We start from the raw sequence: 13801 nt of genomic DNA, 5'->3' as shown, positions 1-13801 counted from the left end.
AACAGTAGGCATTGACCAATGAGCGATACCACACCTTCACCGCAGGATTTTGCGACCACGGTTGACCAGCTGGAAACCATCGTAGAACGTCTGGAGTCAGGCGAGCTCTCATTGGAAGATGCGCTGGGCGCCTTTGAGCAGGGCGTACGGTTGACGCGCGATGCCCAGCAACGCCTGGATACCGCCGAGCTAAAAGTCCGCGCGCTGAGCGAAGATAGCGAAGGCCGTTTAAACGTCACGCCGTTTGCTGATATTGAATCGCCCAAGGATGACACTGACGAGGGTAAGGAGACGCCCCCATGGTAGCGACCAACGCCCCCTCATTGACCGCCTTACGTCAGGCCAGCAATGCCCGGGTAGATGCCACCCTAAACGCGCTTTTTGACGAACGCGCCGTGGTACCGCGGCTTGATAACGCCATGCGACACGGTCTTTTAGTGGGCGGCAAGCGCTTGCGCCCGCTGCTTGTTTATCTTGCTGGGCAGGCGCTGGGGGCACGCAATAAAGACCTCGACGCCCCGGCCGCTGCCATTGAACTCATCCACGCCTACTCATTGATTCATGACGACTTGCCCGCCATGGATGACGACGATCTGCGCCGCGGCCAGCCCACCGTGCATATCGCCTATGACGAAGCGACCGCGATTCTGGCAGGCGACGCGCTACAAACGCTGGCCTTTGACGTGCTGGCACGCACCGCTCACCCGCGGCTTGGCAGCCTGATCACTACGCTTGCCACGGCGTCTGGCCGAGAGGGCATGGTGGCAGGCCAAGCACTGGATCTGGCCGCTATCGGCGGCCACCCTGACGTGGATGCCCTAGCGTACATGCACGCTCATAAAACCGGTGCGCTGATTGTGGCGGCAGTGCGCATGGGCGGGCTGATTGCCGTTGACGAGAGCGACCCGCGTTTAAACGCCCTGACTCGCTACGCGCGCGCCATTGGTCTAGCCTTCCAGATTCATGATGATGTCCTTGATGTGACGGGTGACACCGTGACACTCGGCAAAACATCCGGCGCTGACGCTGCACGCGCCAAGCCGACGTATCCCAGCCTGTTGGGGTTGGAAGGCGCGCAACAAAAAGCGCGCACCCTGATTGACGAGGCCATTGCCGCTCTCGCCCCATTAGGCGAGCAAGCCGCCCCCTTGGCCGAATTAGCCCACTATATGATCGAGCGCGACCACTAGATGCCCATGAAGCTGTTCGACGAGATTCCCCGCGAGCGTCCGGCAACGCCGCTGCTCGACTCTTTTGATCACCCCGCTGCGCTGCGGGCCATGAATACCCAGCAGCTTGCCCAACTGGCTGACGAGCTGCGTGCCTACCTGCTTTATAGCGTGGGCGTTTCCGGCGGCCACTTTGGCGCAGGCTTGGGGGTAGTAGAGCTGAGCGTGGCCCTGCACCACGCCTTTCATACGCCCAAGGACCGCCTGGTGTGGGACGTGGGCCATCAGGCCTATCCGCACAAAATTCTTACCGGCCGCCGTGAAGCGATGCTCAGCATTCGCCAGCACGGCGGCCTGGCGGCATTTCCGCGCCGCGCTGAATCCGAATACGACACCTTTGGCGTGGGCCACTCCAGCACCTCTATTTCCGCGGCACTCGGCATGGCACTGGCCGCCCAGGCCAAAGGCGACAACCGCCGCGTCTGCGCGATTATTGGTGATGGCGCACTCACGGCGGGCATGGCCTTTGAAGCATTGGCCCACGCGGGCCACGTCAACGCTAATATGCTGGTCGTGCTCAACGACAACGAGATGTCGATCTCGGAAAATGTCGGTGGCCTGGCAACGTACCTCGCCCGGATGATGGCAAGCAAGCCCTACCTGAAAATGCGCGAAGAGGGCAAAAAAGTGCTCTCTCATCTGCCCGGCGCATTGGAAATTGCCAAGCGCACAGAAGAGCACATGAAAGGCATGGTCAGCCCCGCCACGCTGTTCGAAGAAATGGGCTTTCACTACATCGGCCCGATTGACGGGCACGACCTTGAGACGCTGACCGAAACACTGCGTAACCTGCGCGAACTGGATGGCCCGCAGTTTCTGCATATCAAAACCTGCAAAGGCAAAGGCTTTTTACCCGCCGAGGCGGATCAGATTGGCTACCACGCCATCACTAAACTTGAAAAAGCCAGCGTGGCACCCACGCCGCCGCCCAAAGTGCCGTCCGCCCCCAAGAGAAAATACTGCAACGTATTCGGCGACTGGCTGTGTGATATGGCCGCAAGCGATTCACGCCTGATAGGGATTACCCCCGCCATGCGCGAAGGCTCCGACCTGATTCGTTTCTCCAAGGAGTACCCGACGCGCTACTTTGACGTGGCGATTGCCGAACAGCACGCTGTGACGCTCGCGGCGGGCATGGCCTGTGAAGGCATGAAGCCGGTGGTGGCGATCTACTCAACATTTTTGCAGCGCGGCTATGACCAGCTAATTCATGACGTAGCGGTGCAGAACCTGGACGTTACCTTTGCCATCGACCGGGCGGGCCTTGTGGGTGAAGACGGCCCCACTCACCACGGCAGCATGGATTTGTCCTTTTTACGCTGCGTGCCCGGCATGGTCATCCTGGCACCTGCCGATGAAGCCGAGTGTCGCGCCATGTTGAGTGCGGCCTATCATCATCCCGGCCCTGCGGCAGTGCGTTACCCGCGCGGCACCGGCCCCGGCGTGGAAATTCCTGAGCACCTGGAATCGCTTTCGATTGGCAAGGCGGAGGTACGCCGTCAGTCACAAAGCGATGGCATGCGCATTGCGCTACTCGCGTTTGGCAGCCTGAACACCGCCGCCGCTGAAGTTGCCGAAAAGCTCAACACCACGCATATCAATATGCGCTCTATCAAGCCGCTGGACCGCGACGCGGTCCTCCACGCGGCCGACGAGCATGAGCTTCTAATAACGCTTGAAGAGAACGTCGTTGCGGGTGGCGCGGGAAGCGCTGTTAACGAACTACTCAACGCTGAAGGTGTGCAGGTAGAAGTGCTCAATCTCGGCTTGCCCGACGCATTTGTAGAGCACGGCACGCCGGATGAATTGCTGCGGGACTGTGGTCTGGATGCGGAGGGCATAGAAGCTGCCATTCGCCAGCGGCTGCCTTCACTTTCAAGTTAAAAGCAACATCGTGACTGATCGACAAGCACCCTCAATAACGAGATAAGCGCCGCCCTATTACGGGCGGCCATCGCAAAGCAAGTGCCAGACAATGGGCGCCAGGTCACCGGGAAAGAGATGCTGGTTTAAAAGCCGAGTTCATCCAGCAAATCATCTACCTGGTCTTGCCCTGACACGGCATCCATCTTGCCTTCACTTACCTGCGGGCCATTGCGCAGTTTGGCATGCTCATCGCGATTATCATCAATGTTCACCCCATCGGTGACGTTAGGAACATTGTCGACCAACACTTGAACAAGCTGCTCTTCAATTAGCTGGATGACCTCCATCATCTTCTTGATCACCTGACCGGTGAGATCCTGGAAGTCCTGGGCCATCATGATTTCAAGCAGCTCTTTTTGCGTGGACCCGGTGGCGGTCGGGAGCGAATCACTCAAATAGAGCTGCGTGTCCTTGATAAGCGATGGGTCGCTTTCTACAACGGCTAGTGCCGCCGCTGCCTGCCAGCGCGTATTAAGCGCGGCGCCCTCCTCCTCAAGCTTGTCTTGCACGGGTTGCGCGCGTTCAACGGCATTCAATGCCCGCTCAGCCGCCTGTTCCGTCATTGAGGCCACATAGTTAAGCCGGTCATTGGCATCGGGTATCGCCCGCGCCGCTTGGCTAATCTGTTGATCCAAGCCCAGCTCTTTCATGCTGTCCCGCAGCAGGCGGGTCAAGTGGCCTATACGATGCACCATCTCATCATTACTGTCTTTTTTACCCAGCACCGACGGCATGGTCGTGTCGTGGGCGTTGTTAACAGTGCTCATGACAATCCTCTTGTGGAAAAATCTTGTTGAATGCCGCTGTTGATGATCCGGTCGCCATCAATATACGTATCCGCTATGGTTTTCAGACAGACAAGCGTTAAAGCCCGTTAACTATCTTCGGCGTACCCTCCTAAAACTTGAGCGTTTGCTTTATTTGAAAGTCCCTGTCTGGCGCTTTTAGACCTATTCAACGGATGAGATCACTCACGCAGTACCAGCACGCGCCACCCAGCTTGGGAAGAAGTACCGTTATGCAGCATCTCAAGCGGCTTTTACCCCGTTCTCGCAGAACTCAAACGAGGAGTCATATTCAGGGTCGCCCTATGTGCATCCGGGGCAATCGAACCCATCGGGCTGGTTGAGTTTAAACAGTGAACGGGCGTTGGCCGCCTGCCGAGTTGTGATACTCAAAAACCCTGAGATCGTGTACCGTAGAGCTTTTTGGGGCACTCGGGTGAAACGAGGGCATTGCGCTTCTCCAAACAAACGGACAGAAAGCCTGGCAACAAAAGTTAGCACGCTTTCTTTTACCGCCTTACGTTCAGCGAAAAACACCGTTTGGTCAAGCGACAATAGCTGAAAATGCCCGTCCCCAGCTGCAAACCCACGACTTCTGACGCTTAGAGAGAGCCATGTTACTTCTGATTATATTTTTTGCCCTGGTGGGTTATGCCATCGGCGGCGCCACTGGCCTGTTAATTGGCGGTGTGCTGGGCTGGTGGCTGGCACGACGCCTCGCCAAGCGGTTAAGAGAGGCGCGCATGCGCCTTCAGGAAGGCTTTTTAGAGTCGATTTTTTCCGTTATGGGCTGCCTTTGCCAGGCCGATGGCAAAGTGACCGAAGGCGAGCTTAGCGTTGCCGAAAAGCTGTTTGACCAGATGCATTTGCAGGGGGCGCAGCGGGCCAAGGCACGCGCTGCCTTTGAGCGAGGCCGTGCGGATAACTTTGATCTGGACGCTGAGCTTGCCAACGTCGGGCGCCTAACCCGCCATCAACCGGTTATGCGCCAGGTATTTTTACAGGTTCAGCTGTCGGCTATCGCCGCTGACGGTGTCTTGCATCCTGAAGAGCATGAAATGATCGTGCGGGTAGCGCGTGGCATTGGCTGTAGTGAAGCGGAAGTACAGCAGATTGAAGCCATGCTGCATGGCGCAGCCGCCAACTCCCAAGGAGCCAGTGAAGAGGCGCTTAAGGACGCCTACCGCGTGTTGGGTGTGGGTGAAGAGGCAAGCGATGCCGAGATCAAAAAAGCCTACCGTCGCTTAATGAGCCAAAACCATCCGGATAAGCTGGCCGGTAAAGGCTTGCCTGAAAGCATGCGTGAAGTGGCCCAGGCGCGCACCAGTGAAATCGGCAATGCCTACGAGCGCATTCGCAAGGCGCGCGATAACCAAGCGTAAGCTGCTTATAAGAAGGGGTCAGGCCGAACACGCGGCCCCGCAAAGGCCGCGTCCATCACCCTGCCAATATCGACATCCTGACACCAGGCCGCTAAATTGGAAGTGTCTTCTTTTCGCCAGCCTCGGCTGGCACCTTGTCAGGAGCGCGCCATGATCACGCTATACACTTATCCTCGCTCACGCTCGCTACGTGCCGCCTGGACGCTTGAAGAGCTGGGCCTTGAATACCAGTGTCAGCATGTTGCGCTGGATAAAGGGGAAGGCCAAACCTCGGCGTATCTGGCACATCATCCGGCTGGCAAAGTACCGGTACTGGAGGATGGCGAACTTACCCTGTTTGAATCGTCGGCCATTTGCCGCTACCTGGCCGAGCACTACGGTAACGGCAAACTGCTGCCGACTAACGCCGCCGAGCGTGCCCTGGTCGACCAGTGGTTAAGCTTTATCGTGACCGAAGTCGAACAGCCGCTCTGGACCCAAGCCAAGCACACCTTTGCGCTACCTGAAGACAAACGCGTACCGGCCGTGATTCCTACCGCAGAGTGGGAGTTTCAGCGCGCATTGGGCGCTCTTGAACGCCGTTTTCAGGGCCAGGAAACGCTACTTGGCGGCGACTTCACCTTGGCCGACCTGTTTCTCACCCATACGCTTTCCTGGGCCATCGGCATGAAGCATCGCCTGCCCGAGCCGTTCTTGATCTACCACAAACGCCATACGCAGCGTCCGGGCTTGGCAAAAGCCGGTGAGCGCGAGCAAGCCGCCGCTCAGTAAGCCAGCACCGCGTTTTACACCGTATGAGGCAGTACCGTTGCCACTACTGCAAAGTAGTGGCAGATGCTTCCTCCCACCACAAAGAGGTGCCAAATAGCGTGATTGTAGGGAATCGCACGCACGGCATAGAAGATTACGCCCACCGTATACGTAATGCCGCCCGCGGCCAGTAAGGCGATGCCGGTCACCGAGAGCTTCGCCGCCATTTCTTCTGATGCCAGCAGTATCATCCACCCCATCAGCAAATAAATAACCACGCGAAAAATCGACAGCCGCTGCGGCCACAGCAGCTTGCAGGTAATGCCTATCAGCGCCAGCGACCACACGGCGGCAAACAGTGCCCAGCCCGTTGGGCCGCGCATATTCACCAGTAAGAAAGGCGTATAGGTGCCTGCAATCAGCAAGTAAATCGCGCAGTGGTCCAACAGTTGAAAGCGCTGCTTCCAAAGCCGATGCGGGATACCGTGATAAAGCGTAGAGGCGGTATATAGCAATACCAGCGTCATGCCGTACAAGCCAAGGCTTGTCAGTTTCCATGGGTCTACCTGAGCGGCAATACTCGCCATGACCAGCAGTACCACTGCCCCAACAACGCTTAACAATGCGCCCACCCCATGGCTGATGCTATGTAAGCGCTCTTCTAATGCACTGAACTCTTCAGACTTGACGCTGGCTGTGTGGCTCATATCCCCTCCACCGTGTGTTAACGGTCATGAGTAGCAGCGAACGACGCGGCTAACCTGGATAATAGAGTTCTGGATAATAGAGCCATCACCATAGCGCTGAAACATGACAAAACCCAAACACGGAAGATACAGCGCTTGGGTTTTGTTTGGATGTTGATGAGCGCCGTGAATAGGCGGTTAAATGGGTGGATTAAATAGGTGGATAGGGCAGCGCGTTTTCTATTCCAAGGGGCGCTTCAAATCCTGCGGCGGCTGTAATCCGGCGTGATACCCGCCTGTAGGCGTGCCGCTTGGTTAAAGCTTGAGCCCAGCAGATATCCACGGCGGTCATCATGCCGGGCATAATGTGATCGTAAAGATGAAGGTAGGAGCCGCAGATGGCACAACTGCTTACGTTGATAATCGCATCACGGGGATGCTCTATTTCGGGATCGGGAACCGTATCGTAGCGCACGTCGTTTTTGCCGTGCCAGCAACGTGCTTTCGTGGTTGCTCCTCCTTACTCTTTTGCAGATAATTAGCATCCTGCTATGTATCAGTGTCGGCCTGTATCAACGATGGTCTGCATCAACTTTGTTCTGTATCGACACCGGCCTTTATCAACATAGCTCAGACGTTAGGCAAAAAAGTTTAAGGAAAAGCAATTTTTCGAGGTTTTAGCAGCAATAAAGCGTTATTTCAGCCCTTTCGCTCAATATCGACATCGCTTGCCTGAGTAAAATCTCCCAGCGCCATCATATGGCCAAGCTTGCCCGCCTTGGTGGCAAGGTACTGTTCATTGTGCGGATTTAAACCGGTGGTGATGGGTAGCCGTTCGACCACATTAACGCCATCCCGAGTCAGCGCATCAACTTTACGGGGATTGTTGGTCATCAGCTTAAGCGCGGTAACGCCTAGATGATTGAGCATTGGCACGCATAGGTCATAACGGCGCATATCGGCGCCAAACCCGAGCTGTTCGTTGGCTTCTACCGTATCCGCCCCTTGGTCTTGCAGGTGATAGGCGCGAATCTTGTTTAGAAGCCCGATGCCGCGGCCTTCCTGGCGCAGGTAAAGCAGTACGCCGCGGCCCTCTTCCGCAATACGCTTAAGCGCTTCCTGCAGTTGATAGCCACAGTCGCAACGCATGGAGAACAGCGCATCGCCGGTCAGGCATTCGGAATGAACGCGCCCCAGTACCGGCGCGTCACCCGTGAGGTCGCCCAGCGTCAGGGCGATATGATCCTTACCGGTCGCGTTGTCTTCGAAACCGTGCATGGTGAACGTGGCCCAGGGAGTGGGCAGTCGGGAAGCAGCAATGAAGCGAATGGTCACAGGTTACCTCGCAGATTAACCAAACCAGTTAACCACAACAGTATGGGCAAAGTGGGCGGGTAGTTTATCAGGAAGCGAGCCATGCCTCACGGCTGTTACTCGCTAAAATTAAAGCAGAGAAGAGTGAGCGTGGTTCACCCTGTTCTAGCATATACATTTACCGTGCGTGGATTAAGATAATGCAACGCCCTCATGCACGCAGGTTTTACGACGTAAAACCATATAGGGTTGCAATAATGCAACAACGCGGGTGCTTCACAAGCTCGCTTAATTAACAGTCAGACCATTTACCCGCAGCGTGATAACCGCTGAGACAACCGAATTTTCACCATCTGACGGAACATTATGCTGCTACTTATACTTATCACAGCGCCTTTTATCGCCAGTATGATGGCCGCATTAATGCCCGCCAATGCCCGTAATCGGGAAGCATGGCTGGCGGGCGGCGTAACGCTTTTGGGGCTGCTGATTACCGGTTTTCTCTATACCCAGGTAGGCGCCGGGGAGATTGTTCGGAGTGAATTTGGCTGGCTTCCCAGTGCCGGTCTAAACGTCGTATTACGTATGGATGGCCTGGCCTGGTTATTTGCCATGCTCATTCAGGGCATCGGCCTACTGGTCATTATTTATGCCCGCTACTACATGTCGCCTGCTGATCCCGTGCCTCGCTTTTTTTCGTTTCTGCTCGCGTTTATGGGTTCAATGCTGGGGGTGGTGTTATCAGGCAACCTCATACAGCTGGTGCTGTTCTGGGAGTTAACCAGCATTACCTCGTTTTTGTTGATTGGCTATTGGCATCATCGCGCCGACGCCCGCCGCGGCGCACGCATGGCGTTCACCGTGACAGCAACCGGGGGGCTTTGTCTGCTGGTCGGTGTCTTGATGCTTGGCCATATGGTAGGCAGCTACTCGCTTGATGTTGTGTTGGCCTCGGGTGATCTCATCCGTAATCACGCGCTTTATCGCCCCATGCTGGTATTGGTGGCGTTAGGGGCGCTGACCAAAAGCGCGCAGTTCCCTTTTCACTTTTGGTTGCCGCATGCTATGGCAGCGCCGACACCGGTATCGGCTTTTTTGCACTCCGCCACCATGGTCAAGGCGGGCCTTTTTTTGCTCATGCGGCTTTGGCCGTCGCTGTCGGGAACGCCTGAGTGGAGCTGGATCATCATGGGGGCGGGGGTATGCACCATGTTGATTGGTGCCTTCACCGCTATTTTCCAGCACGATTTAAAAGGCCTGCTGGCCTACTCAACCATCAGCCACCTGGGATTGATTACGGTACTGCTGGGCATTGGCACCCCCTTGGCCCTGGTGGCCGCGATTTTCCATACCGTTAACCATGCCACGTTTAAAGCCTCGCTTTTCATGGCCGCAGGCATTATTGACCATGAGACGGGTACCCGGGATATGCGCCACCTGCGCGGCCTTTATAAAGCGCTACCCTATACGTCCACGCTGGCGATTGTCGCCAGTGCGGCGATGGCCGGCGTCCCGTTTCTTAACGGGTTTATTTCCAAGGAGATGTTCTTTGCCGAAGCGCTGAGCGTTGGCTCCGCGCAAAACTGGGGGATGTCCATTGCGGCCGTGTTGATGGGGGTCTTTGGCGTTACGTATTCGCTTCGCTTTACCTACGTTTTTTTCGGCAAGCTGCCCGATGACTTGCCTCGCCAACCGCATGAGCCACCGCGCTGGATGCGCTTCCCTGTCGAGTTTTTGGTGCTTTGCTGCCTGGTGGTGGGCATTATTCCAGGCCTGAGTATCGGCCCCTTCCTGCACGCTGCCGTCACCTCTGTATTGGGCGAGGCAACGCCCTACTACAGCCTTGCCGTTTGGCACGGCTTCAATCTGCCCTTGGCAATGAGTTTCGTCGCGTTAATCGGCGGTGTGGCGTTCTATATTTGGCTACGTGTCCGCTATGGGCTAATCCAAGCCACCCATGTTCCGTTGTTAGGACGCTTTAACGGCAAGCAAGCCTACGAAAACACCATGCTGCGGATCTCATCCATCGCCTCTTTGCTGGAAAAAATACTCAGCACACGGCGCCTACAGCCTCAGCTCTTGCTCATGGTGGTGATGCTCCTGGCGGCGCCCATTTTGCTGATACGCCCCATCTCGCTGCTTGCTCTGCCTGCCAATGGGGAATTTTCCTGGCTCTTTGCCGGGCTATGGCTGATGGGGGCGATTTGCGCCGTCGCGGCGGCCTGGCAGGCAAAATATCATCGCTTGGCAGCGCTTAGCCTGGTAGGCGGCGTAGGCATTATTACCAGTCTGTCGTTTTTGTGGCTATCGGCGCCCGACCTGGCCCTTACCCAACTAATGGTGGAAACCATTACCACGGTGCTGATCCTGTTGGGTCTACGCTGGCTTCCCCCGCGTATCGCGCCGCGGGAATTGAACATTACCACCACCCACCGCGCACTATTTCGTCGCTCACGCGATATCGTCATTGCGGTGTGTGCGGGGCTGGCAATGGCGTTGGTCAGCTATACGGCACTGCTACGCACACCTTCAGAAGGTGGTATTTCTGACTTTTTCCTTACCCATGCCTTAAGTGAAGGCGGGGGAAGTAACGTGGTCAATGTGCTACTGGTCGATTTCCGTAATTTCGATACGTTGGGCGAGATTGCGGTGCTGGCCATAGTGGCCTTGACCGTTTACGCACTGCTGCGGCGCTTTCGCCCCGCGCCTGAAAGCCTGCCCATTCCCGCTCAGCAGACCAACAGCGTTGACCCGGCGGCAGGGCAAACACCTGTCCAGCAAGTGGCAACAGGCTATCTCAGGATCCCCAGCGTTTATTTACGCTTGCTGCTGCCCGTTATGGGAGTGATGGCGGCCTACTTCTTTATTCGAGGCCATAACCTGCCCGGCGGCGGTTTCGTTGCTGGTTTGATCTTTGCGGTTGCGATTATTGTTCAATACATGCTGGCAGGCACGCAGTGGGTTGAAACGCATCTACGGCTTCGTCCTCATCGCTGGATTGCGTTTGGCTTACTGACGGCCTGCGCAACGGGTTTGGGCGCTTGGCTATTGGGTTATCCTTTCCTGACCACTCATACCGCACACTTCACGCTTCCTGTGCTTGGCGAGGTGCACTTGCCGAGTGCGTTTATATTTGATTTAGGTGTGTTTGGCGTGGTCGTTGGCTCCTCGATACTCATTCTTGTGGCGCTGGCACACCAATCCGTACGCAGCCACCGCCTACCCGCTACCACGGCGCCAGCGCCTCTCAACCCTCAACAGGAGACCCACTAATGGAAGCTGTTATGGCCATTGCAATGGGCGTCATGTTCGGCTCCGGGGTGTGGCTGCTGCTGCGTCCACGTACCTTTCAGGTCATTACTGGCTTATTGCTTATTTCGTATGCCGTTAATCTGTTCATCTTCATCATGGGGCGTCTCACCATCAATCAGCCCCCCCTAACGCTTGCCGAGGGCACTATTGACCCTGCCCTATACGCCGACCCCATGCCCCAGGCGCTGGTCTTAACGGCTATCGTGATCGGCTTTGCCACAACAGCCCTTTATCTGGTGGTGATGATTGGCGCTCGCGGCCTTACAGGCACCGACCACGTTGATGGCAAGGAGCCCCATTGATGAGTCTTCCCTGGCTGCACCATTTAATGCTGGCTCCTGTTTTGCTGCCCTTGATATTCGGGGCGGGGCTGATATTGGTGAATGAGCGCCATCACCAAAAAAAGTTTTTTATTAACCTGGCCAGTACGCTGGCGATGCTGGCGACTTCGGTAGCACTGCTTTTGCTGGCAGACAATGAATACTGGCCCGATGGCATTGGCCTCTACCTTTCTGCTAACTGGACAGCTCCCTTTGGCATTGTCTTGTTGGTTGACCGGCTAACAGCAGTGATGCTGCTGCTTGCATCAATATTGGCAAGCGCTTCTCTGATCTTTGCCATGATCCGTTGGAGCCGCATTGGCGTGCACTTTCACTCGTTATTCCAGTTTTTGCTAATGGGCATTAACGGGGCCTTTCTTACCAATGACTTGTTCAATCTGTTTGTGTTCTTCGAGGTCATGTTGGCGGCCTCGTATGGCTTGATACTGCACGGCTATAACAGCGTGCGCATCCGAGCAGGCATGCAGTACATTGTGGTGAATTTGTTAGCGTCGTTTTTCTTCCTGATTGGCGTGGCCCTTATTTACGCGACAACCGGCACGCTTAACATGACCGACCTGGCGATGCGCTTGAGCATGCTATCGCCGGAAGACCTCATGTTGTTAAAAATTGGCGTGGTTATTCTGGCGTTAGCCTTTCTCACCAAGAGCGCCATGTGGCCACTGGGGTTCTGGCTGCCCACGACGTACTCAGCGGCCTCGCCGCCGGTGGCTGCCATGATGGTGCTGATGACCAAAGTTGGCGTGTACGTGCTGATTCGGCTGTGGTTACTGCTGTTCTCGGAAGGTCCTGCCGCCGGTTTCGGCTTTGACCTGCTGCTCTGGGGAGGGCTTGTTACGCTTGCTTTCGGCACCATCGGGATCCTTGCAAGCCAGGAACCTGGCCGCATGGCAGGCTATGCAGCGGTCATCTCATCAGGCACGCTGCTGGCCGCCGTTGGTTACGGCCAACCGGCGCTTATCAACGTGGCGCTGTTTTACTTGATCAGCTCGACACTGGCAGTTGCCGCGTTTTTGCTGCTGATAGAGTTAATTGAGCGTATCCGCACACCGGGAGCCGCGATGCTGGCATTAACCATGGAGGCTTTCGCGGTGGAGGATAAGCCCGAGGAGCCCGTCGGCAAGGCGATTCCTGGCGCGCTGGCCTTTTTGGGGCTGGCCTTCGCCTGCTGCGCCCTGATTATTACCGGGTTGCCGCCGCTGTCAGGGTTTATCGCCAAATTCAGTCTTTTTCATATGCTGTTGAATCCTACCGACATGCTGATCGAGAGAGGGATAGTCACTTGGGTCGTCATTGCGCTGGTCGTGCTTTCCGGGTTGGCAGGCATTATTTCGTTAATGCGTTTTGGGGTACGGACCTTCTGGGCCGTCCAGAATCCGGTCGCGCCTCATCTGCAGCGTTCCGAAGTCATGCCTGTCATCACCCTGCTACTGGCCTGCCTGCTGCTCACCGTTCAAGCAGGCCCGACGATGGCGTATCTGGAGCGCAGCACAGAAGCACTCAACCAGCCTGATGTCTATTTGAACCGTCTGGGCTCAACCGCTGCGGTGGGCGGTACGTTCGGGGAGTCGGCCCAATGACACTACGCTGGCTTCCCTCTCCTGCCTTATCGGGCGCCTTGTTAATCATGTGGCTACTGCTGAATCAAAGCATTGCGCCTGCTCAGATGTTACTGGGCAGTGTCTTGGCCATTGCCGCACCGCTGCTCGCCAGGCCACTGCGCCCACTCGCCCCGGCACCACTGCGTAAACCGCTGGTGCTGGCACGCCTGCTGTTTATGTCGATGATAGAAATCGTGCGCTCTTGCTTTAACGTCAGCCGCATCATCTTGTTCAATGCCAAGGGCGTGCAATCGCAGTTCATCCAAGTGCCGCTGGATCTTAAAGACCCGTACGGCTTGGCGTTGCTTTCGTGCCTGATCAATTCAACTCCCGGCACCGTGTGGGTAGAACAGCTGCCAGACTCCAATGATTTGGCGCTGCATGTGTTTGACCTTCACGATGAACAGTGGTGGATCGACACGATTAAAACGCGCTACGAACAGCCATTAATTGAGATCTTTGAACATGAATAAAG

Annotated in this window: 13 protein-coding genes; 9 read left to right on the top strand and 4 right to left on the bottom strand. The window is 56.2% G+C overall.

The genetic code is table 11. The annotated features are described in order from the left end of the window. Window positions 1–18 precede the first annotated feature (18 nt). The 3 genes from CZ787_RS14945 to dxs are packed head-to-tail and all read left to right on the top strand — an operon-like array spanning window position 19 to window position 3113. Window positions 19–306, top strand: a complete 288-nt coding sequence (locus CZ787_RS14945) for an exodeoxyribonuclease VII small subunit (RefSeq protein WP_087110625.1) — start codon at window positions 19–21, stop codon at window positions 304–306. Then, window positions 300–1190 (top strand): (2E,6E)-farnesyl diphosphate synthase, encoded by an 891-nt coding sequence (gene ispA / locus CZ787_RS14940; protein ID WP_087110623.1) that lies wholly within the window; start codon window positions 300–302, stop codon window positions 1188–1190. The genes CZ787_RS14945 and ispA overlap by 7 nt, the downstream gene beginning before the upstream one ends. Continuing rightward, window positions 1191–3113, top strand: coding sequence for a 1-deoxy-D-xylulose-5-phosphate synthase (gene dxs / locus CZ787_RS14935; protein ID WP_087110621.1), 1923 nt, complete (start codon window positions 1191–1193; stop codon window positions 3111–3113). Window positions 3114–3238: 125 nt separating this feature from the next. On the opposite strand, the gene cheZ is transcribed toward dxs, so the two are convergent. Then, on the bottom strand, window positions 3239–3922 hold the full coding sequence (gene cheZ / locus CZ787_RS14930) for a protein phosphatase CheZ (protein WP_087110619.1): 684 nt from the start codon (window positions 3920–3922) through the stop codon (window positions 3239–3241). Between the two features lie 632 nt (window positions 3923–4554). Between cheZ and djlA the strand changes: the two genes are divergently transcribed. Then, window positions 4555–5322: a co-chaperone DjlA gene (gene djlA, locus CZ787_RS14925; protein WP_087110617.1), complete on the top strand. Its 768-nt coding sequence runs from the start codon at window positions 4555–4557 to the stop codon at window positions 5320–5322. Between the two features lie 150 nt (window positions 5323–5472). After that, entirely contained in the window at window positions 5473–6093 is a 621-nt protein-coding gene (locus tag CZ787_RS14920) for a glutathione S-transferase family protein (protein WP_087110615.1), read from the top strand. Window positions 6094–6107: 14 nt separating this feature from the next. Here the strand turns inward: CZ787_RS14920 and trhA are convergent, their stop codons facing one another. The 3 genes from trhA to ribA all read right to left on the bottom strand — a co-directional run bounded on the left by trhA (window position 6108) and on the right by ribA (window position 8093). Further along, window positions 6108–6779, bottom strand: a complete 672-nt coding sequence (gene trhA / locus CZ787_RS14915) for a PAQR family membrane homeostasis protein TrhA (RefSeq protein ID WP_087110613.1) — start codon at window positions 6777–6779, stop codon at window positions 6108–6110. Between the two features lie 190 nt (window positions 6780–6969). Beyond that, on the bottom strand, window positions 6970–7233 hold the full coding sequence (locus tag CZ787_RS19140; RefSeq protein WP_328514789.1) for a hypothetical protein: 264 nt from the start codon (window positions 7231–7233) through the stop codon (window positions 6970–6972). A gap of 224 nt (window positions 7234–7457) precedes the next feature. After that, window positions 7458–8093, bottom strand: a complete 636-nt coding sequence (gene ribA, locus CZ787_RS14905; RefSeq protein ID WP_087110611.1) for a GTP cyclohydrolase II — start codon at window positions 8091–8093, stop codon at window positions 7458–7460. Between the two features lie 345 nt (window positions 8094–8438). Here ribA and CZ787_RS14900 point away from each other — a divergent pair, with 345 nt between their 5' ends. The 4 genes from CZ787_RS14900 to CZ787_RS14885 are packed head-to-tail and all read left to right on the top strand — an operon-like array spanning window position 8439 to window position 13799. Continuing rightward, window positions 8439–11345, top strand: a complete 2907-nt coding sequence (locus CZ787_RS14900; protein ID WP_087110609.1) for a monovalent cation/H+ antiporter subunit A — start codon at window positions 8439–8441, stop codon at window positions 11343–11345. Continuing rightward, the gene (locus CZ787_RS14895; RefSeq protein ID WP_087110607.1) at window positions 11345–11686 is read left to right on the top strand and encodes a Na+/H+ antiporter subunit C; all 342 of its coding nucleotides are present in this window, start codon (window positions 11345–11347) and stop codon (window positions 11684–11686) included. The genes CZ787_RS14900 and CZ787_RS14895 overlap by 1 nt, the downstream gene beginning before the upstream one ends. Next, entirely contained in the window at window positions 11686–13305 is a 1620-nt protein-coding gene (locus CZ787_RS14890) for a monovalent cation/H+ antiporter subunit D (protein ID WP_176372230.1), read from the top strand. Before CZ787_RS14895 ends, CZ787_RS14890 begins: the two co-directional genes overlap by 1 nt. Then, window positions 13302–13799, top strand: a complete 498-nt coding sequence (locus CZ787_RS14885; protein ID WP_087110603.1) for a Na+/H+ antiporter subunit E — start codon at window positions 13302–13304, stop codon at window positions 13797–13799. Before CZ787_RS14890 ends, CZ787_RS14885 begins: the two co-directional genes overlap by 4 nt. The last annotated feature ends 2 nt before the right edge of the window (window positions 13800–13801 follow it).

Origin of the sequence: Halomonas citrativorans, from assembly GCF_900163645.1 — a bacterium.
In the GTDB taxonomy this organism is placed as follows: domain Bacteria; phylum Pseudomonadota; class Gammaproteobacteria; order Pseudomonadales; family Halomonadaceae; genus Vreelandella; species Vreelandella citrativorans.
The sequence above is the reverse complement of the archived record's forward strand: the minus strand, read 5'-3'. Positions and strand labels throughout refer to the sequence as shown.

Bases quoted from the DNA above. Each gene is read 5' to 3' on its own strand.
- ispA (WP_087110623.1), top strand. From the start codon at position 300: ATGGTAGCGACCAACGCCCCCTCATTGACCGCCTTACGTCAGGCCAGC.
- dxs (WP_087110621.1), top strand. From the start codon at position 1,191: ATGCCCATGAAGCTGTTCGACGAGATTCCCCGCGAGCGTCCGGCAACG.
- trhA (WP_087110613.1), bottom strand. From the start codon at position 6,779: ATGAGCCACACAGCCAGCGTCAAGTCTGAAGAGTTCAGTGCATTAGAA.
- CZ787_RS14890 (WP_176372230.1), top strand. From the start codon at position 11,686: ATGAGTCTTCCCTGGCTGCACCATTTAATGCTGGCTCCTGTTTTGCTG.
- CZ787_RS14900 (WP_087110609.1), top strand. From the start codon at position 8,439: ATGCTGCTACTTATACTTATCACAGCGCCTTTTATCGCCAGTATGATG.
- CZ787_RS14945 (WP_087110625.1), top strand. From the start codon at position 19: ATGAGCGATACCACACCTTCACCGCAGGATTTTGCGACCACGGTTGAC.
- djlA (WP_087110617.1), top strand. From the start codon at position 4,555: ATGTTACTTCTGATTATATTTTTTGCCCTGGTGGGTTATGCCATCGGC.
- CZ787_RS14920 (WP_087110615.1), top strand. From the start codon at position 5,473: ATGATCACGCTATACACTTATCCTCGCTCACGCTCGCTACGTGCCGCC.
- CZ787_RS14885 (WP_087110603.1), top strand. From the start codon at position 13,302: ATGACACTACGCTGGCTTCCCTCTCCTGCCTTATCGGGCGCCTTGTTA.
- CZ787_RS14895 (WP_087110607.1), top strand. From the start codon at position 11,345: ATGGAAGCTGTTATGGCCATTGCAATGGGCGTCATGTTCGGCTCCGGG.
- cheZ (WP_087110619.1), bottom strand. From the start codon at position 3,922: ATGAGCACTGTTAACAACGCCCACGACACGACCATGCCGTCGGTGCTG.